Origin of the sequence: Intrasporangium sp. (assembly GCF_036566125.1) — a bacterium.
GTDB lineage: Bacteria > Actinomycetota > Actinomycetes > Actinomycetales > Dermatophilaceae > Intrasporangium.
The window spans coordinates 1-18,617 of sequence record NZ_DATCWX010000199.1 but is presented as its reverse complement, the minus strand read 5'-3'; the positions used below and the strand labels follow the sequence as shown (position 1 = coordinate 18,617).

Sequence of the window (18,617 nt, the reverse complement as noted above, 5' to 3'; positions counted from 1 at the left end):
GACAAGGGGGTATGCCGCTGAGCTCGCTCCCAGCGCCACGTGGCCTGCCAGCCCTGGACGCTCGAAAGGACGACTCCGGGGTCAGGGAGGCCCCGAAAGCTGTTCTTTCGATCAGGCAGGGGTGAGGATCAGCGGCCCTGCTTGGCCACGGCCTCCGCGGCAGCCCGGGCGGCCTCCGGGTCGAGGTAGCGGCCCCCGCGCGTGACCGGCACGAACGAGTCGTCGAGCTCGTAGATGAGCGGCATTCCCGTGGGGATGTTCAGACCCGAGATGTCGTCGTCACTGATCTCGTCGAGCGTCTTGACGAGCGCCCGAAGTGAGTTGCCGTGCGCGGCGAGCATGACCGTGAGGCCGTCGGCGAGGTCCTGCTGGATCTCCTGCTCCCAGTACGGCAGCATCCGTGCCACGACGTCCTTGAGGCACTCCGTGCGGGGCATGGCGGCACCGAGGCCGGCGTACCGCGGGTCCCCGGTCTGGGCGAACTTGTCATCGGGGTCGATGGGCGGCGGCGGCACGTCGTAGGAGCGGCGCCACTGCATGAACTGTTCCTCGCCGAACTGCTCGAGGATCTCCTTCTTGTTCTTGCCCTGGAGCGCGCCGTAGTGACGCTCGTTGAGCCGCCAGCTTCGCTTCACCGGGATCCAGTGCCGGTCGGCCTCGTCGAGCGAGAGGTTCGCCGTCGTGATGGCACGCCGCTGCACCGAGGTGTGGACGATGTCCGGCAGGATGCCTGCCTCCTTGAGCTGTTGGCCAGAGCGGATGGCCTCGGCCCGCCCCTTCTCCGTCAGGTCGACGTCGACCCAGCCGGTGAACAGGTTCTTGGCGTTCCAGTCGCTCTCCCCGTGGCGGACGAGGACAAGGGTGTAGGTCATGGCGCCAGCCTAGCGACGCCGTCTCAGCCGTCAGCCGGCTCGTCCAGCAGGTGACGGAACGGCTCCAGGTTGCGGGTCGACTCTCCTCGGGAGACGCGCCAGGCCCACTCCTTCTTCATCGAGCCGAGGAAGCCGAGGGCGAGCAGCTCGTTGAACGCCTCGTCGCTCGCGGCGAGGATGACACCGAAGAGTTGGTCGAGGTATTCCGCTTCGAGGGCACTGGTGGGGACCTCCCCGCGGACGTACACGTCGCCGTCGCCGTCGATCGCGTAGGCGATGCCGGTGAGTCGAAGGTTCCTGCGCAGCAGGGTCCGGTAGAAGTCCTCGTGGTTCTCGTCGGGGTTGCGGACGACGAAGGCCGACACACTGGTCGTCCGCGCCCGGAGGAGGAGCGAGACGACGGTCCTCAGCTTCTTCTCGCCGGGCAGGGTGACGATGTATTCACCCTCGCGGCCACCGAGCTCCCACTCGAGGTCGACCGATTCGAGGTACGCCACGAGCCGCTCCTCCGCGGCCGTCACCGGTTCCGTCGCTGGCTGGGTCTCAGGCTCGCTCACACCGCCATTCTGCCAACGCTGGGTCGACGTCCGGTCGGCGCTGCGAGCCGCGGGCTCACGGGATCACGGCGCGCGGGACTCCCGCCAGCCCCTCCCCCTCCGCGATGGGAGAGTGGGTGCGGTCGTGGATCGCCTGCCGGTAGACGGCCAGCAGCCGGTCCGTCGTCGCCTCCCACCCGAAGGCCGAGGCGTGCTTGACGGCCAGACGCCCGAGTTCCGCGCGGCGCTCATCGTCGTCGAGCAGCTCCCGGACTGCGTCGGTCCAGACGGCGACGTCGTGGCCCTCGACGAGCACGCCCGCATCTCCGACGGCAGTGGGCAGGCCACCGACGTCTGCTGCGACGACCGGCGTGCCGCAGGCCTGTGCCTCGATGGCCACCAGGCCGAAGGACTCGCTGTAGCTCGGGACGAGGACGAGGTCCGCTGCGCGGTACCACTGGGCGAGGACCGGGCGCTCGACCGGCTTGACGAACCGGACGACGTCGGCGATGCCGAGCTGCTCGGCGAGGTCCTCCAGCTCGTGAGGTCTGGCGAGGCCGGTCCCGCTCGGACCCCCGAGGACCGCAACGGAGAGTTTCGACCGGCGACCCGGGTCACGGCGCAGCAGCTCCGCCGCGACGCGCAGGAGCAGGTCCGGCGCCTTGAGGGGCTGGATCCGCCCGACGAAGAGGAGCAGGTCCACGTCACGGGGCAGCCCGAGCTCAGCCCGGGCCTGGTGCCTGTCGCCCGGGGTGAAGGTCGTCAGGTCCACCCCCGGAGGGACGACGGAAACCTTGCCGGCGGGTGCGTCGTAGAGCGCGATGAGGTCGCGTGCCTCGCCATCGGTGTTGGCGATGAGCCGGTCCGCGGCTTCGACGACCTGGGCTTCGCCGATCTCCCGGCCCCGCGGCTCAGGCCTGTCGCCCTCGGCGAGGTGCAGGTTCTTGACGCGCGCCATGGTGTGCATGGTGTGGACGAGGGCGACGCCCCACCGGTCGGCGGCCAGCCAGCCCACCTGGCCGGAGAGCCAGTAGTGCGAGTGGACGAGGTCGTAGTGGTCCTCGGGCACGGACAGACCGGCCTGCATGATCCCGGCGGAGAACGCGCACAGCTGGCCCGGCAGCTCCTCCTTGGCAAGTCCCTCGTAGGGACCCGCGGTCACGTGCAGCACGCGGACCCCGGGCACGAGCCCGCCGATGATCGGCGACTCACCTGTGGTGCGCCGCGTGAAGATGTCCACCTCGACGCCGCGGCGGGCCAGCTCCTTCGCCGTCTCGGCCACATAGACGTTGAGGCCACCCGCATCGCCGGTGCCCGGCTGCTCCAGCGGGGACGTGTGAACGCTGATCATCGCCACGCGCTTGGGCTCGTCCGACATCTGCGTCCTTCTCCTCGCCCCTGTCTCTCCTGACTCAACCACACGGTCGATTTGATGTATTCCGCCGTTCGTCCCGTGGTCACCGGCATGGGCTCGCCGTCCCCGGACGTTATGCTGCGCGCCGTGTCCGGCCCAGTTCGCCCCGTCGGGACGATCACCCGGGGCACGACGAACCCGAACCGGCTCCGTCGTTGTGACCGCTGGCTTGCCGGACCGCAGGCCTGGCGGTTGCGCCGCAGTCCGACCCGACCGATCGTCGTTGACCTCGGCTACGGATCGTCACCGGTCACGGCGGTGGAGCTGCATCGCCGGATGCGCCACGTACGGCACGACGTCCACGTGGTCGGCATCGAGATCGATCCCGACCGCGTCGCAGCGGCCAAGCCGCTGGAGCGTGAGGGGCTGGCCTTCCGAAGGGGTGGTTTCGAGATACCGCTCCGTGATGGGACTCGGCCGACCGTCGTCCGTGCCTTCAACGTGCTGAGGCAGTACGGGGAGGCCGACGTACCGGCCGCGTGGGCGCGCGTCCAGGAGCGCCTCGCGCCGCGCGGCCTCCTTGTCGACGGCACGTGCGACGAGATCGGCAGGCGTGCCACGTGGGTAGCCGTGGACGCGACGGGACCGGTGTCGCTGACCCTGTCGCTGCGACTCGGGGGTCTGGCGTGGCCGTCGGACGTCGCCGAGCGACTGCCCAAGGCGCTGATCCACCGCAACGTCGCCGGTGAGCGCATCCATGCCTTCCTGGCAGACCTCGACCGGGCGTGGGCCCGCAGCGCGCCTCACTCGTCGTGGGGTGCGCGCCAGCGGTTCCTCGCCGCTGCAGCCGAGGTCGGTGAGCGTTGGCCCCTGCTCGACGGCCCGGCGCGGTGGCGTCTCGGGGAGATCACCGTCGCGTGGGAGGCGGTGGCCCCGCGTCCCTGACGCCCAGAGGCGGACGCGCCGTCAGCGGGCGTAGTCGTCCTGAAGTCGCTCGATGTCACCCTCGTCGAAGTGGCCGAACGCCACCTCGAGCAGACGTCCCGGGTGCGAGCCGGAGTTGCCCATGCGGTGCGTCGACCCGCGCGGCACCCAGACGGTCTCGCCGACCTCGGCCGTCCACGTCCGGTCGTCGACCGTGATGTCGATGGGCACGTCGAGCACCTGCCACATCTCACCCCGGTGGTTGTGCCGCTGGAGCGAGAGCCGGTGGCTGGGCTCGACCGTGATGATCTTGACGGTCACCTGCTCGTTCGAGACGAACTGCTGGAAGGTTCCCCACGGGCGCTCGGCGACGAAGATGTCGTCGGTCGGGTCACGGTCGCCCAGCACGTAGTCGTCCGGGGTGTGATGCGACAGCGGCTGGTGGCCGCCGTCATCCACGTCCGGCAGCTCCGTCGCGGTCGACCCAGCGGTCTGGTTGTTGCTCATGCCCTCCCCTTTGGCTCGTGAGTGCCCAGTGTGCCGCATCCCGGCAGCGCTCGGGCCCAGTTCACCCGATGGTCACCACTGGCCCCGCGATCCGCCGATCCCGCGCACCTGGCGCAGGGCGGGACGCACATCGGCGAGGTAGACGGCGGCGCCCACGATCGCGAGCAGTCCGAAGATGGAGAGCGGGTTGAACATGGTCACGAAGCCGATCGCGACCGCCACTCCGAGCAGCACGAGCCAGAAGGCGCGGGTGCGCTTGCCCGCCGCGAGGTAGGCCCGCTCGGGGTGGCGCAGGGCATCCACGAACGCAAAGACCTCCGCAGCAAAGGCGACGATCCCGATGACGAGTTGGACGGCGCTCTGGAAGCCGTAGAACAGCTGCATGCTGAAAGCCTAACTGCCGATGTGGCCCGAACCACCACGCCGTCATCACGATCGGGTCGAGTTGGGGGATCTTCCAGGGTGATCCCCGGGCCGCGACGCCTCGCTCGCATCGCGAGCGGTCACGCGTCCACGACGAGTGTGACCGGTCCGTCATTCGTCAGCGAGACGGACATCATCGCGCCGAAGCGGCCGGTGGCCACCTCGACGCCTCGAGCACGAAGCGCGGCCACGACGGCCTCGACGAGGGGCTCGGCCACCGGTCCGGGTGCGGCCGCCGACCACGAGGGCCGCCGACCCTTGCGGGTGTCGGCGTAGAGGGTGAACTGGCTCACGACGAGGACCGGTGCGGCCGCGTCCACGAGGCTCTGCTCATCGCGCAGGATGCGCAGCTCGGCGATCTTGCGCGCCATCCGCTCGACCTGCTCCGGCCCGTCGTCGTGCGTGACGCCGACCAGGGCCACCAGCCCTGGACGGGAGATCTCTCCGACGACCTCGCCATCGACCTCGACCCTCGCCCGGGTCACCCGCTGGAGCACCGCCCGCACGGCGGTGTCAGATCTCGACCGCGACGACCGCGCCGACGGGGTGACCATGGCCCAGCACGGGTTGATGCTCAAGGGCGGCGAGCACCTCGTCATCCTCGATACCGAGCCTGCGGAGCACGGCCGCGACGACAACCGCGCGCGCACGTGAGCCGCCATCCGCGATCTTCACGGCGATACCGCGGCCGTCGGCCAGCCCGACGGCATAGACGGCCTCCGCGCCGTCCTTGGCAACGAGACCTGGCACGCGACGCATCAGCGTGGTCACGTCACGTCGTGTGCCGCCGACGTATTCGGGGAAGTCCCGCATCGCCTGCGCGACCCGCGCCTCCGGGCCTTCCTGCGCCGCGGCGAGGCGGCCGAACGATCGCGCCAGCCCGGCGAGCGGGATGGCATGGATCGGTGCACCACACCCGTCGACGGCAACCGCCGACGGCATCGCGCCGGCCAGCTCGGCGACCGTCTCGGAGATCACGACCTGGAGTGGGTGGCTGGGTTCGCGGTACGTCGCGATGTCCCAACCGTTGGCGACGCACGTCGCGAGCATGGACGCGTGCTTGCCGGAGCAGTTCTGCACGATGGACTGCTTGGGCAGCCCGGCGGCGATCCACGCGGTTCGAGCGACCTCGTCGTAGGGGTAGTCAGGCGTGTTCTGCAGGTCCGCCTCGGACAGACCCGCCCGGGCGAGGATCTCCCGGGCGGCGTCGACGTGGAACTCCTCGCCGGAGTGGCTCGAGCAGGCCAACGCGAGAAGCGCTCCATCCGAGTCGAGGCCGTGGCGCAGCATGGCGAGAGCCTGGATGGGTTTGCTCGACGAGCGAGGAAACACCGGGCCCGCCGAGTCGCCCACCTCGAGCTCGAGGCTTCCGTCCGGAGCGGTGACGACGGCCAGGCCGTGATGCACCGACTCGACGAAACCACCCCTGACGACGTGGGCGACGACCGGCGCGCTGGTCAGGGCCGACGAGGCCCACGCGTCAACGGGCAGGGACAGTTCGGCGTCGGCGGGCACGCCCCGAAGTATGCCGCAGGACGGCAGTCGGGCCGCCACCCCATGAGGGTGACGGCCCGATCGTGTGACGTTTCGGTCACTCCGCGGTCTTCTTGGCCGCGGTCTTCTTTGCCGAGGTCGTCTTCGCGGGGGTCTTCTTCGCCGGAGCCTTCTTGGCGGTGGCGGTCCCCGTGGACTTCTTGGCGGCGGCGCTGCGCGCGGCGACCTTGCGGGTCGTCGTGCCCTCGACCTGGGCAGCCTTGCGCGTCGCCGCACCCTGTCGAGCCGCTGCCGAGCGGACGGCGGTGCTGCGAGCCGGCGTGCGCTTCACCGGGACAGGCTCGGCGGCCCGCTCGACCGACTGGACCGAGGACTCGACCTGGGCTGCGACCTTCTGGGCGTCGTCGGACACCGTGTCGGCGAGCGTCCGGGCGACCTTCTCGCCCTCGGTCCGCGCCGTCTTCGCGACCTTGCGGCCCCGAGCCATGACGGACTCGGACCGCTCGGCCAGGCCGACGGCGGCCTTGGTGCCCTCGGTGCGCAGGTCGGCCACGACTCGCTCACCGCGCGCTGCGGCGGCGTCGTACTGGTCCTTGGCGTTGCTCGCGAGGACGAGACCCTGGTTGAGCACCTGGGCAGGGAGCTCCTGGGCCTCCTTGATGAAGCGGTCCGCGTACTGCGTCGCCATCTTCTGGAGCTCCGCGGTGCGTGCCTGGAGCTCGTCAAGCCGCTTCTGGAGGTCCTTCTGCAGCTGCTTCGCCTCCTTCTTGGCACCCTTGCGCACGTCAGCGGTCCGGGCCTCCTTGGCAGCGACCTGCAGCTCGTCACGGGCGTGCCGGACCGTGTCGACCGCGATGGTGGCGGCGCCCACGACGGCGAAGAACGGCGTCGGGTCGACCGTCAGGTCGGGTAGCCGGTCGTCGATCTGGCTGCGCATGTCGGCGACGGCTGCCTCCGCCTGCTTCTGGGCATCCTTGACGGCCTTGCTGATCTTCTTCTGGTTGAGAGCCATCTCAGTTCTCCTTCTGGGTTGCCTTGCGCTTCCCATGGGTCTTGGGTGCCGTCCCGCCCCGGCGCGACTTCGGGCCGACGAACGACTCGTAGATCTCGACGAGCACCGCGCGCTGCCGGTCGGTGAGGACCGGGTCGGCCGCAATGGCTTCGAGGACGCCCGGGGCGGTGGCCGGGTACCCGTTGGTGAGGACCCGCTCGTCGAGAATTCCCGCCCGGACGTAGAGCGACTCCGCGGACACCTCGAGCCCCTTTGCGATCTGCTGCAGGATCTCGGCGCTCGGCTTCTTCAGGCCGCGCTCGATCTGCGACAGATAGGGATTCGAGATTCCGGCGATCTCGGCGAGCTGCCGCAGGGACAGCTGGGCGTTCTCGCGCTGCTCACGCAAGTACGCGCCGAGATCGGGAAGCCTGCTCACACCTCCATTATGCTAACTAAAGCAAGCAGAATGCAAACTCCAGACAGCGTGACACCGCACACACAGCCGCGCCGGGCGCAGCACCTCCACGTGGCCTACCCATGGGATGCAGAGTGAAACGAGCCCGGTCCCAGCCACCCGTCATCGCAGGCGACGACGCGAGCGAGCCCAGCGGCATACGGCATCGAGGGAGGTTCACCCCCGTCAACCGACGATTCGGGACTCCCGGTCATAGTTCTTGCCAAGAAACATGGGCGCCTGGGCCCACCGGAAGGCGAAGACCATGACAAGCAACGTCGCGACGTACGGCAACATCGACACGAACTGGTGCGGGATCCCGATGCCGACGACCTGGGCGCGCTGTGCGAGAACGTCCATGGCGGCGAAGAAGGCCGAGCCGGCGAGGATGAACTGCGGCCGCCAGCCGCCGAAGAAGGCGAGTGCGATCGCGAGCCAGCCGCGACCCGCGACGATCCCGTCGGCGTAGACGCCCGAGAAGGCCATGGGCAGGTACGCGCCACCGATGGCCATGAGGGCCGCACCGATCGTCCCGGCCAGCATGCGCGTGCGAGTGACGTCGATGCCCAACGAGTCCGCCGCCTTGGGGTTCTCACCGACCGATCGCAGCCGCGTTCCCGAGTCCGTCCGATACAGCCACCACCAGAGTGCGATGGACAGGGCGATCGCGATGATCACCAGGACGTCCTGGCCGAAGATGACGTCCGGGAGCGGCTTGATCCGCGGTGGTTGGTCCTGGCCGATGACGACTCGGTACAGCAGCGAGGCAAGGCCTCCGGACAAGAAGAACAGCGCCAGGCCGACGACGAACTGGTCCATCCGCAGGTAGGTGGTCGCCCACGCGAGGAGGGCACCGAACAGGGCGCCGGCGAGCGCCGCAATGACCAAGCCCATTGCGTTGGAGCCGAACTCGAGCGAGACCAGGTAGCCCACGGCTGCTCCGAGCAGCATGAGGCCCTCCTGGGACACGTTGAAGATGCCGGCCCGCCCGGACAGCATCGTGCCCTGGGCCACGAAGAGGAACGGAACCATCGCCGTGATCACGAGTGCAAGGAACTCCATCAGGTCACCGCCACTCTCGCGCGTCGTGCGGACACGCGCCCCACGACGACGTCCGACATGAGGATGAAGAGCAGGATCAAGCCCTCCAGGATGAGGACGAGCTCCGCCGGGGCGCCGGAGACGCGTTGCATCGAGCCGGCGCCGACCTCCAGCACGGCAATGCCGAACGCGACGAACGGTAGTGCGACGAGCGACCCACGGGCGATGAGGCCGATGATGATCCCGAGCAAGAGGTAGTTGGACTGGATGCCCTCGAGCATCCGGTGGTGGACTCCAGCGACCTCGATGCCACCAGCGAGGCCGGCGAGCGCCCCGCCGACGACCATCGACCCGACCGCAACCCGTCTCGTTCGGATGCCGTGGAGTGCAGCAGCCCGCTCGTTCAGACCAACCGCTCGCAGCTCGAAGCCGGGGACGCTGCGTCTGGCGAGGAACGCGAGGGCGATCACCAGGATCACCACCAGGACGACGCCGACATGCATGGGCGGTCTTCCAATGGTGGGGAGCTCACCCCCCGCACCGATCGGGAGGGTGACCGCCCCACCGGCCCCCACGTCGGGCCAGGTGTACGAGGCGAGATAGTCGAGGATCTCGAACGAGACGAAGTTCAGCAGCACCGTCGACAGGATCTCGTTGACCCGAAAGCGGTCCATGAGCCATGCCGCGATCCACGCCCACACGGCACCAGCCAGCACGGCGGACACGAGGAGTAGCGGGAGCAGCACCAGCAGAGGGAGCTCGCTGAAGGTGATGCCAACCGCGACTGCCCCGACTGCCCCGAGGATCAGCTGGCCCTCGCCGCCGATGTTGAAGCGGCCAGCCCCCAACGGGATCGCGAAGGCAAGCGCGAGGAGGGTCAGTGCCGTCCATTTGTGCAGGGTCTGCACCATGCCGAAGGTGTTCCTGAACGAGTTCGTCAGGACGGCGCGGAAGGCCTCGAGTGGATCATGCCCGAGAAGCGCGATGAGCACGGCAGTGACGGCAAATGCAGCGAGCACCGCCAGGACATAGGGGACCGCGCGGCGCAGGATGGTGGCGACATTCATGCCCCGACTCCCGTCATCAGCCGTCCGAGTTGATATGGGTCGGTCTCGCCGCGCGGCGTGTCTCCGACGAGTCGACCCGAGTAGATGACGCGGACGCGGTCCGCGAGGGCGATGACCTCGTCGAGGTCCTCCGAGATGACGATGATCGCGGCGCCGGTCGCGGCCGCCCGCCGGATCCGCTCGTAGACGAACTGCGTCGACGCGATGTCCAGGCCGCGAGTCGGGTTGTGGAGGACAAGGACCTTCGGATCGCGTGCGAAGGCCCGGGCGAGGATGACGCGCTGGATGTTGCCCCCGGACAGCTGACCGCATGGCGTCGAGGCACTCGGGGTCTTCACCCGGAACTCCCTTATGGCAGCGGCTGTCTGCTCACGGGCATCTCCCCAAGGGATGAGACCGCGGCGGGCGCGCGAGCGATGTGAACCCAGAACGAGGTTCTCGGTGATGTCCCCTCCCGGCAGGATTCCGTCTCGCTGACGGTCCTCCGGGACGTAGACGACGCCGGACTCGAGCCAGTGAGCTGTTGGACGCCCGACGAGCTCCGTACCGTCCAGGCTGAACGACCCGGTCGTGGGACGACAGCCAGTGAGCGCCTCCGCGAGCTCGACCTGGCCATTGCCTGCCACACCGGCAATGCCCAACACCTCTCCGTGGCGCAGCTCGAAGGCGACCGCATCGACGAGTCTCGGAGCATCTCCAGGACCGGGGACCGTGAGATCTTGGACGCTGACTCGTATTGGCTGCTCGGTGACCTCGACATCGGGGAGCTCGATCCTCGCTTGTCCCAACGTCGTCTCGCCGAGCGCAACGGCAGCGGACTCGGACACTGCGTCAGCGTCGCCGACCATGCGGGCGGCGAGCTCATCAGCGGTCGTCTCCGTCTTGGCGACTGTCCCGACAACTGCGCCGTCGCGCATGATCGTCAGCTCGTCGCAGACCGCCATGGTCTCGCGGATCTTGTGCGTGATGAGAACCACCGACATGCCCTCGTCGACGATGGCCCGCATCGAGCCGAAGAGCGCATCCACCTCCTGAGGGGTGAGGTTGGTCGTGGGTTCGTCGAGGACGAGCACCTTGGCACCGCGGTACAGGGCCTTGAGGATCTCTACGCGCTGACGTACGCCGACCGGAAGGTCCGCGACCCGGGCGCTCGGGTCGACGGCGAGACCGAACCGTTCGGACAGCTCCGCAATGCGGCCCTTGGCGTCCACACCCTTGGTATCGGTCCCGAGGACGACGTTCTCGGTCACGGTGAACACGTCGACCTGCAGAAAGGTTTGGTGAACCATTCCGATTCCGGCCGTGATCGCGTCGCGGGGAGAGGCGATGGTCACACGTCGCCCGTCGATCTCGATAGACCCACTGTCCGGTGCGTAAAGGCCGTAGAGGACGTTCATCAGGGTCGTCTTGCCGGCACCGTTTCCGCCGAGCAGACCGTGAACCTGCCGAGCCCCCACCTCGAACTCGACTCCATCGAGCGCGGTGACGGAACCGAACGTCTTGCGTATGCCGCTCATGCGCACGGTTGGCGGGACGGTGCGCCCCGCCGCCGGTTGAACTGCTGTCACGTCACGCGTCTCCGAGGCTGACCGGCACCGGCTCAGCCGACCTTGCTGGTGTCGAGCTTGACCGTGATGGTGCCGTCCTTGACCTTGGCCATTGCCTCATCGACGGCAGTCTTCACCTCCGGCGGCACGTTGTCGCTCACGTTGATCGTGACTCCGGTCTCAAAGCCCAGCGGGTAGCGACCGGTGGTCGTGCCGGCCTGAATCTTGTCGAGGACGTCGGCAAGCGGCTTGGTGAAGTCGTACTCGAGCGAGCCGGCGTAGTGCTCTCCCGCGGCGGCCGACTTGTCCGTGTACTTCGCTGTCACCCACCCGGCACCGGCTGGCTTGCCCTCGAAAGCCTGGAACGTACCAGTCGCACCCTGGTTGAGGGATCCCACAATGACGTCTGCACCGCTGTCAAGCAGCTGCGTGGTGAACTGCTGCGCCTTCGCAGCGTCGTTGAAGTCACCCGTCCACACGGGCTTGAGAGTCACGCTGGAGCCGCTTTCCTCGAACGCCTGCTCCATGGCGTGCACCTCAGCGAAGGAGAACGGGAGCGACAAGCCGCCGACGTAGCCGACGGTCCCTGTCTTCGACAGGTTCGCGGCGAAGACCCCCATGCCGTAGAAGCCGAGGTGGAACTGGCGGTCGATGGTCCAGACGTTGGCCGGCAGGTCCTTGTACTCACCGTCGTACTCGGCGATGAAGTTGACGTCGGGGTTGTCCTTGGCGACCTTGACCGTTGCGTCGGCGAACTGCGAACCGTGCGTCCAGATCACCGTGTTGCCGTCACCGACCGCCTCGTTGAGTCTCGCCTCGATGTCCGGAACGGCGACCTTCTCGCTGAAGCTGACCTCAGCACCGTTCTCCTTGGCGGCGTTCAGGGCCGCGAGGCCGATCGCGTTGTAGTCCGCGTCGTTGGTCGGTCCCGAGAAGATCGCAGCAATCTTGAGGTCGCCGCCAGTTGCCTCGTCCCCCGTGGGTTCGCCCCCGCTGCCGCAGGCGGCAAGTCCCATGGAGCCCGCAAGGAGAGCTGCAAGCGCGAAGGAGTGGAAGCGGAGACGGGTCATGGCAGTTCCTCTCGGCGAGCCCTCTGACGCTACGGCCGGTGTGACGTAGGCAACTTCGGGTCCGGTGTTTCGCACGAGTGTGACGTCCGCGCACGAGCGCACTCACTGGCATACTCTGCCCAGAAACGGGGCGTGGCTTGGCACATCTTCGCCCGTGCGCAGGCACCTCGGAATGCGATGAGGACCCTGCCGGCGGTGTCAGGCAGGGCGACGGTCCTTGACGGCGAGCAGCTCCCGCGCCTCCCCCGTCGACATCGGGGGGCGCTGCATGATCGTGGCGAGCTCCGCAGCGCGAGCGACGAGCTCCTTGTTGTGCGTGACCGGCTGGCCCTTGGCGAAGACGAGGTTGTCCTCCATCCCGACCCGCAGGTGGCCGCCCGCAGACAGCGCGGCTGCGGCGATCGGCAGGTGGGTGCGGCCGATCCCGGTCGCCGACCACGACGTCACCTCCGGAGGGAGCAGCGCCAGCCCGGCCAGCAGAGTCTGCGGGGTGCCGGGCATCGCCCCCGGGACGCCCAGGACGAAGTCGACGTGCACCCTGCCGCCGTAAGGCAGCCCGCACTCGTCGATGAGCCGACGCAACGCGTGGACGTGCCCGAGCTCGAAGAGCTCGAACTCCGGCACGACCTCCCGTTCCTGCGCCTGGCGGTAGAGGTCGACCATGAAGCCCCACGGGTTGAGGAACACGTCGTCACCGAAGTTCGTCGTGCCACAGGTGAGGGAGCACGAGTCCGGGTCTGCGTCGAGGACGGTGAGGCGCTTCTCGAGTTCGTCGGTGACCGCCCCTCCCGTCGAGAGCTGGACGACGAGGTCGGTGGCCTCGCGAACGGCGACGACCGCCTCCTTGAGCAGGACCGGGTCGAGCGTCGGACGGTGGTCGGAGTCGCGGACGTGGATGTGGATCAGCGCCGCACCCGCCGCCTCGCAGGCGACGGCTGTCTCGACGAGCTCCTCCGGGGTCGTGGGGAGGGCCGGGACGTCGGCCTTCGCGGTCTCGGCCCCGGTCGGGGCGACGGTGATCAGGGTGCGCGCGGCACTGCGTGCGGGAGCGGTCGTCATGGCGCCATCCTGCCAGCGGCCGGTACCCCGGGGCGGTCAGGGCGAGACGATGACGGTCTGCGCCGCGCTCACGCCCTCGACGTCCAGCACCAGCTCGGGGTCGGTGTTGCGCTTGACGACCGCGAGCGCGATCGGGCCGTCGGTGTGGTGCCGGGCGATCGACGTCACGTGGCCGACGACGCGCTCCCCCGCGCGAACCTCGGCGCCCGCAGACGGCAGGGCGTGACCGGAGCCGTCGACGTGGAGGAAGACGAGGCGCCGCGGCGGGCGGCCGAGGTTGTGCACGCGGGCGACGGTCTCCTGCCCGCGGTAGCAGCCCTTGTGCAGGTGCACCGCCGTGCGCAGCCAGTCGACCTCGTGGACGATCGTGCGGTGGTCGGTCTCCGCGCCGAACCGCGGCCGCCAGGCAGCGATCCGGAGGGCCTCGAAAGCCCAGAGACCAGCCAGTGGGCGGTCACCGACGGCCTCTTCAAGGGATGCGCGCGGGACGATGACCTCACGCCACGACCATCTCGTGCCGGGGTGGTCCTCGACCGGACCGTACGCGGTCGTGTCCCCGACCAGGTCGGGCCACGGGTCGCGCCATGCGAGCGGCTCGCCCGGGGCGGACTCGGCTCCGTGGGGCTCGCCGAGGACCCCCCAGTCGGCGGTCACATCGGCGACCTCGACGCGCAGCATGAAGCGCATCCTGTCGAGCCACTCACGCAACCCATCGCCGTCGCCCGGCTCCGTCGTGATCCAAGTGGTCTTGCCGTCGTCGACGAGGTGGAGCGAGTGCTCGACGTGCCCCTTGGGAGTGAGGATCAGGGCCTCGCGCGACTCCCGCACCCCGAGGTCCACGAGGTGCTGCGTCGTCAGGGAGTGCAGCCACGACAGGCGGTCGGGGCCGCTGACCGTGAGGACCGACCGGTGCGAGAGGTCGACGACGGCGAGACCCTCCTCGAGGACACGCTGCTCCCGCATCGGGTCGCCGTAGTGGATAGCGACGCCCGCGGCGAGGCCCTCACCCGCCACGGCACCGGGTCGGTCGAGCAGCGGGCTGCGATGGAGGACGGGAAGCTCAGTCATGTCGGTCACCCTCGTGCAACGCCCTTCGCAGCCACCCTCATCCCAGCGATCCCGGTCATTCCGTCACCCGACCCGCTTGAGCGTCGCCGACAGGTGGCTCTGGAGCTCCTGCCCCACGGCGGCCATGTCCATCGCCCACATCAGCTGCGAGTCGACGAGGCCGTACATCCGGGTCGCCGCGTTGTACTCCTTGGCGCGTGGGGACCGCATGACTCCGTCGGTCTTGAGCTGGATGCGCGCCGGCTCCATCGTGCCGTAGTACATCTCCAGGATGCCGGTGGGGTGCACGAGGAGCAGCTCGACCTCACCGTCGGGCAGAGGCCGCCAGAAGCCGGACTCCACTGCCGCGGGGCGCACCCGTTCGCCGGTCGCCGAGTCGAGGATCCAGGCGCGGCTCTCCCACTTGAGGAAGGCCCGCCCGTCGTGGGTCACCTCGATCTCCTGCCCGAAATGGGCCGACTCGATGGTCGGGTAGCCGAGCACGCCGGCCCCCTCCCAGCGACCGATGAGCCAGGCGAGGGGACGCACCGGCTCGGGGAGGTCAGCATCGAGGTGGAACATGCTCGTGATCGTAACCTGAGCGCATGGACGCACCCGAACGATCCCTCGTCGTCAAGCTGACCTCGGGCGTCGAGGCGCCGGAACGCCTGTCGCAGGCCTTCACCGTGGCCTCCACCGCAGTGGCGAGCGGGGTCACCGTGAGCCTGTGGCTCACCGGGGAAGCGACGTGGATGGCCGTTCCCGGGAGGGCTGAGGAGTTCGAGCTGCCGTATGCCGCTGAGCTCGCTTCCCTGCGCGACGTCGTGATCGCGGGTGGCCGGCTCACCGTCTGCACCCAGTGCGCCGCGCGGCGGGACCTCACCGAGGATGCGCTCGTCGCCGGGGTGACGATCCGAGGCGCGGCCGCCTTCGTCGAGGAGGTCATGGCGCCGGGCGCCCAGGCCCTCGTCTACTGACCTTCCCCCCTTCCCCCCGCTGCTCCCCCTAACGGGGCGGTCCCCATCCGATCGAGAGAACAAGATCCGGGGCGGTGGTCCCGAAAGCTGTTCACTCGATCAGGGGGAAATGAGGGTCAGGAGACAACGGTGAAGATGTGCACGAGGACGCCGAGTATCAGCACGGAGCCGACGCCTGCGGCGATCTGACCACGCGTGCCGAGCATCGCCGGCTGCAGGGCGAAGATCCGCCGCCAGGACCACGACAGGGAGCCCGCACCAGCAGCCACCCCGACCGCCGCCCATCCTCCGACCTCGTCGACGAACAACCCGGCGATCACTGCGCCGGCAATCGCGGCGAGCAGGGCCACCACCCCGAGGAACGGGGCGAGTGCCCGCTTGCGGACCAGCAGGTCGGCCACCACCGCGGCGGCAGCAGCGGACATCGTGACAACGAGGTAGTCGCGACCCCGGGGCACGTCGGCCGAGCCGACCGCCAAGGTGGCCGAGGCCATCGGGACGAGGCCGCCGAACGACGCGAGCAGGGTCAGGACGAGCCCCGCCCGGCCCGTCTTGCGGACGAGCTGGCCCATGAAGGACAGGACGATGCCGAGCGCGACCGCGGCGGCCGTCCACGTGAGGTCGTCGCTCAGCGAGGTGAAGATGATCGCCGGTGCGGCGACGAGCAGCACGATCGACGTCGCCCGGGGCGTGTGCGAACCGCCCAGGACCGGCCAGCACCAGGCGAGCACCAGGGACAGGACCAGCGCGGCGACGAGGACGAGCCGGAATCCGCCTGCCGTCGCCACGGCCAGCGCCGCCGCTGCGACGACGACGGCGCCGATCGTCACCGGGCGCACGTGGTCGGCACCGGTGGGCGAGAGAGGGAGTCGAAGCGAACCGCCTTGGAACGGCACCGAATCGATGCTGGAGTCGGTGCTGGAATCGGTGCCTCCGACGGTCGGACCGTTCGCATCAGAGGCATCGGTGGCGTCGGGCACGGTCGTCATTGTGCATTACCCACCCGCGAACGGCGGCAGGACCTCGAGCGTCGCACCCGACGCCAGCACCGCGTCCCGGCCCGCTGCGCGCCCGTCGATGAGGAACGTCGCCACTCTCGCGACTCGCGCCAGGTCCGGGTGCGCCGCCACCGCGGCGGCGACCGCGTCGGACACCGTGGCGTCGGCGCCGAGGCCGAGCCGCTCGTTGTCCACCCCGGCAGCCTCCCGCGCCGCGGCCCAGTAGCGCACCGTCACCGTCTGCTCGGCCGAGCCGACCTCGCCCATCTCGCTCCCGTCTCATCAAGACTCATCGAGTCTCGTCGTGCATCCAGTCCCTCTGGCGCAGGTCCAGTGTCGCCTATCCTGCAGGGGATGGCCCGGCTGCTCCTCCTGACGAACGCACTCGCCCCGAGTGCCGAGGTGCTGCCCGCGCTCGGGTTGCTCACCCACCCGGTCCGCGTCCTGCCAGCCGAGGCGACCGCCCTCGTCGACTCCCCGGACTGCGACGTCGTCATCGTCGATGCGCGGCGAGAGCTCGCGAGCGCACGGTCCCTTTGCCGGGTGCTGCGCACCACCGGGATCGCGACTCCGCTGCTGGCCGTCCTCACCGAGGGCGGCCTTGCTGCTCTCACGGGCGAATGGGGGCTCGACGACGTCCTGCTTGACACGGCGGGTCCGGCGGAGGTCGACGCCCGGCTCCGCCTGGCCATGACGCGCGGCCAGGGCGAGGAGGTCGACCTGAACGCACCGATCACGTCGGGCGACCTCGTCATCGATGAGGCGAGCTACTCGGCGCGGTTCCGCGGCCAGCCACTGGACCTGACGTACAAGGAGTTCGAGCTGCTCAAGTACCTCGCCCAGCACCCCGGCAGGGTCTTCACCCGGGCCCAGCTGCTCCAGGAGGTCTGGGGCTACGACTACTACGGCGGTACCCGTACGGTCGACGTCCACGTCCGTCGCCTCCGCGCGAAGCTCGGGCCCGACCACGAGGCGCTCATCGGCACCGTGCGCAACGTCGGCTACCGCCTCGTGCCGGACAAGGCCACCAGCGCGTGAACATCGAGCTGCGTGACGGCCAGCCTCTCCGGCCCGGGGAGGTACGCCAAGTCCTCCACATCGCCGAGGAGGCCGAGGCAGCCGACGGGTCGCCACCCCTGTCGGAGCAGTTCCGCCTGTCCGTCGAGTCGGGCGACCCGGACGTCACACACGTCTTGTCGTATGCCGCCGAGCCGGCTCTCGCAGGCTACGCACAGGTCCGCGCGGGGTCGGGTGAGGAACCCCCCTCCGCCGAGCTCGTCGTGGCCCCGGACTGGCGCCGCCAAGGGGTGGGGTCTGCGCTGCTGGCGGCCCTCCCCCAGGACGCACGGGTGTGGAGCCACGCCACGGGACGGGCTGCGGCGGCAGCCGACGCGTTCGCCCGAGCGATGGGGCTTGAACCGGTGCGATCCCTGCACGTCATGGGGCGCTCGCTCGTGGACGGGCCACCCTGGCCGGCTGCGGCCGTGCCGGAGCGCTACTCCGTCCGGAGCTTCGAGTCCGGCCGCGACGAGGACGCCTGGGTCGCGGTCAACGCCGCGGCGTTTGCATCCCACCCCGAGCAGGGGGCGCTGACCCGCCGGGACCTCGAGCAGCGGATGGCCCAGCCGTGGTGGGACCCTCAAGGGTTCATCCTCGTCGTCGACGAGTCGGCCACCGGCGACACCGACCACGTCGCCGCCTTTCACTGGACGAAGGTCGACCCGCCCGACGGCGACACCGGCGAGGTCTACGTCGTCGGCGTCTGCCCGGACCGGCAGGGCGAGGGCCTCGGCAAAGCGGTGACCATCCTCGGGCTCGACCACCTCAAGGCCCGCGGGCTGCGCGACGTGGTCCTCTACGTCGACGAGGACAACGTCGCAGCCGTCCGGACGTACGCAAATCTGGGTTTCACCGACCGGGAGGTCCACCGCCAGTACGCCCGCCGGCCGTGACTGGCCTGCCGGCGCTCACTCCCGTATGACAAGTGTCGGGCCTTGAGGGACGAATGACGGGACGAGGTGTTGCGGCTCCTGCGTGGGCACCGGGCTCGGCCGGGTTTCGGTCCCGTCATTGCTCCCGGACGGAGTGGCACGTTTCGACTCAAACATGGCCGGAGCAGTAGCGCGGCTTGCAGCACAAGCCAGCTCAGCGGCATACGGCCGCGGACGTAGTCACTCCCCCTCCGTCGCAAAACGATGTCACGATGGGGACATGAGCACCGGCAGTCTCGAACGAACCGACCTCGAGGGCCGG

Annotated in this window: 22 protein-coding genes; 4 read left to right on the top strand and 18 right to left on the bottom strand. The window is 69.4% G+C overall.

The genetic code is table 11. The features are described 5' to 3' along the window. Positions 1 to 128: 128 nt before the first annotated feature. The 3 genes from VIR15_RS12160 to mshA are packed head-to-tail and all read right to left on the bottom strand — an operon-like array spanning position 129 to position 2,786. Positions 129 to 872, bottom strand: a complete 744-nt coding sequence (locus VIR15_RS12160) for a phosphoglyceromutase (protein WP_331927938.1) — start codon at positions 870 to 872, stop codon at positions 129 to 131. Positions 873 to 895: 23 nt separating this feature from the next. Further along, positions 896 to 1,429 (bottom strand): YbjN domain-containing protein, encoded by a 534-nt coding sequence (locus VIR15_RS12155; RefSeq protein WP_331927936.1) that lies wholly within the window; start codon positions 1,427 to 1,429, stop codon positions 896 to 898. 55 nt (positions 1,430 to 1,484) lie between these two features. Beyond that, the gene (gene mshA, locus VIR15_RS12150; protein WP_331927934.1) at positions 1,485 to 2,786 is read right to left on the bottom strand and encodes a D-inositol-3-phosphate glycosyltransferase; all 1,302 of its coding nucleotides are present in this window, start codon (positions 2,784 to 2,786) and stop codon (positions 1,485 to 1,487) included. A 111-nt stretch (positions 2,787 to 2,897) separates the two neighbouring features. Here mshA and VIR15_RS12145 point away from each other — a divergent pair, with 111 nt between their 5' ends. Beyond that, on the top strand, positions 2,898 to 3,707 hold the full coding sequence (locus VIR15_RS12145) for a class I SAM-dependent methyltransferase (RefSeq protein WP_331927979.1): 810 nt from the start codon (positions 2,898 to 2,900) through the stop codon (positions 3,705 to 3,707). Between the two features lie 21 nt (positions 3,708 to 3,728). On the opposite strand, the gene VIR15_RS12140 is transcribed toward VIR15_RS12145, so the two are convergent. From VIR15_RS12140 to VIR15_RS12080, 13 genes are all read right to left on the bottom strand, one after another. Beyond that, on the bottom strand, positions 3,729 to 4,193 hold the full coding sequence (locus VIR15_RS12140) for a phosphomannose isomerase type II C-terminal cupin domain (protein ID WP_331927932.1): 465 nt from the start codon (positions 4,191 to 4,193) through the stop codon (positions 3,729 to 3,731). A gap of 72 nt (positions 4,194 to 4,265) precedes the next feature. Further along, positions 4,266 to 4,577, bottom strand: a complete 312-nt coding sequence (locus VIR15_RS12135; protein WP_331927930.1) for a DUF2516 family protein — start codon at positions 4,575 to 4,577, stop codon at positions 4,266 to 4,268. Positions 4,578 to 4,696: 119 nt separating this feature from the next. Further along, positions 4,697 to 5,122 carry a D-aminoacyl-tRNA deacylase gene (dtd, locus tag VIR15_RS12130; protein ID WP_331927928.1) on the bottom strand — a complete coding sequence of 142 codons (426 nt, stop codon included), beginning with the start codon at positions 5,120 to 5,122 and terminating at the stop codon, positions 4,697 to 4,699. A 7-nt stretch (positions 5,123 to 5,129) separates the two neighbouring features. Next, positions 5,130 to 6,131, bottom strand: a complete 1,002-nt coding sequence (locus tag VIR15_RS12125) for an asparaginase (protein WP_331927926.1) — start codon at positions 6,129 to 6,131, stop codon at positions 5,130 to 5,132. Positions 6,132 to 6,207: 76 nt separating this feature from the next. Then, a complete protein-coding gene (locus VIR15_RS12120; RefSeq protein ID WP_331927924.1) occupies positions 6,208 to 7,122 on the bottom strand; it encodes a hypothetical protein in 915 nt (304 codons plus the stop codon). A 1-nt stretch (position 7,123) separates the two neighbouring features. Further along, positions 7,124 to 7,540, bottom strand: coding sequence for a helix-turn-helix domain-containing protein (locus tag VIR15_RS12115; RefSeq protein ID WP_331927922.1), 417 nt, complete (start codon positions 7,538 to 7,540; stop codon positions 7,124 to 7,126). A 204-nt stretch (positions 7,541 to 7,744) separates the two neighbouring features. Next, positions 7,745 to 8,620 carry an ABC transporter permease gene (locus VIR15_RS12110; protein ID WP_331927920.1) on the bottom strand — a complete coding sequence of 292 codons (876 nt, stop codon included), beginning with the start codon at positions 8,618 to 8,620 and terminating at the stop codon, positions 7,745 to 7,747. Further along, a complete protein-coding gene (locus tag VIR15_RS12105; RefSeq protein WP_331927918.1) occupies positions 8,620 to 9,666 on the bottom strand; it encodes an ABC transporter permease in 1,047 nt (348 codons plus the stop codon). Before VIR15_RS12105 ends, VIR15_RS12110 begins: the two co-directional genes overlap by 1 nt. Next, positions 9,663 to 11,234 (bottom strand): ABC transporter ATP-binding protein, encoded by a 1,572-nt coding sequence (locus VIR15_RS12100; RefSeq protein WP_331927916.1) that lies wholly within the window; start codon positions 11,232 to 11,234, stop codon positions 9,663 to 9,665. The genes VIR15_RS12105 and VIR15_RS12100 overlap by 4 nt, the downstream gene beginning before the upstream one ends. Positions 11,235 to 11,266: 32 nt before the next feature. Then, positions 11,267 to 12,283: a BMP family protein gene (locus VIR15_RS12095; RefSeq protein WP_331927914.1), complete on the bottom strand. Its 1,017-nt coding sequence runs from the start codon at positions 12,281 to 12,283 to the stop codon at positions 11,267 to 11,269. Between the two features lie 198 nt (positions 12,284 to 12,481). Next, positions 12,482 to 13,342 (bottom strand): beta-keto acid cleavage family enzyme, encoded by an 861-nt coding sequence (locus tag VIR15_RS12090; RefSeq protein ID WP_331927912.1) that lies wholly within the window; start codon positions 13,340 to 13,342, stop codon positions 12,482 to 12,484. Positions 13,343 to 13,378: 36 nt separating this feature from the next. Then, on the bottom strand, positions 13,379 to 14,410 hold the full coding sequence (gene ygfZ, locus VIR15_RS12085; RefSeq protein ID WP_331927910.1) for a CAF17-like 4Fe-4S cluster assembly/insertion protein YgfZ: 1,032 nt from the start codon (positions 14,408 to 14,410) through the stop codon (positions 13,379 to 13,381). A gap of 63 nt (positions 14,411 to 14,473) precedes the next feature. Next, entirely contained in the window at positions 14,474 to 14,971 is a 498-nt protein-coding gene (locus tag VIR15_RS12080; protein WP_331927908.1) for a heme-binding beta-barrel domain-containing protein, read from the bottom strand. A 23-nt stretch (positions 14,972 to 14,994) separates the two neighbouring features. Between VIR15_RS12080 and VIR15_RS12075 the strand changes: the two genes are divergently transcribed. Further along, complete coding sequence (locus VIR15_RS12075; protein ID WP_331927906.1) at positions 14,995 to 15,366, top strand: DsrE family protein; 372 nt, start codon at positions 14,995 to 14,997, stop codon at positions 15,364 to 15,366. A 116-nt stretch (positions 15,367 to 15,482) separates the two neighbouring features. Here VIR15_RS12075 and VIR15_RS12070 read toward each other — a convergent pair whose 3' ends face one another. Beyond that, on the bottom strand, positions 15,483 to 16,355 hold the full coding sequence (locus VIR15_RS12070; RefSeq protein ID WP_331927904.1) for a hypothetical protein: 873 nt from the start codon (positions 16,353 to 16,355) through the stop codon (positions 15,483 to 15,485). Positions 16,356 to 16,361: 6 nt separating this feature from the next. Continuing rightward, positions 16,362 to 16,631: a MoaD/ThiS family protein gene (locus tag VIR15_RS12065; protein WP_331927902.1), complete on the bottom strand. Its 270-nt coding sequence runs from the start codon at positions 16,629 to 16,631 to the stop codon at positions 16,362 to 16,364. Between the two features lie 87 nt (positions 16,632 to 16,718). Between VIR15_RS12065 and VIR15_RS12060 the strand changes: the two genes are divergently transcribed. Together VIR15_RS12060 and mshD are read left to right on the top strand one after the other, a co-directional pair. Then, a complete protein-coding gene (locus VIR15_RS12060) occupies positions 16,719 to 17,402 on the top strand; it encodes a response regulator transcription factor (protein ID WP_331927900.1) in 684 nt (227 codons plus the stop codon). Next, the gene (gene mshD, locus VIR15_RS12055; protein WP_331927898.1) at positions 17,399 to 18,316 is read left to right on the top strand and encodes a mycothiol synthase; all 918 of its coding nucleotides are present in this window, start codon (positions 17,399 to 17,401) and stop codon (positions 18,314 to 18,316) included. The genes VIR15_RS12060 and mshD overlap by 4 nt, the downstream gene beginning before the upstream one ends. Positions 18,317 to 18,617 lie beyond the last annotated feature (301 nt).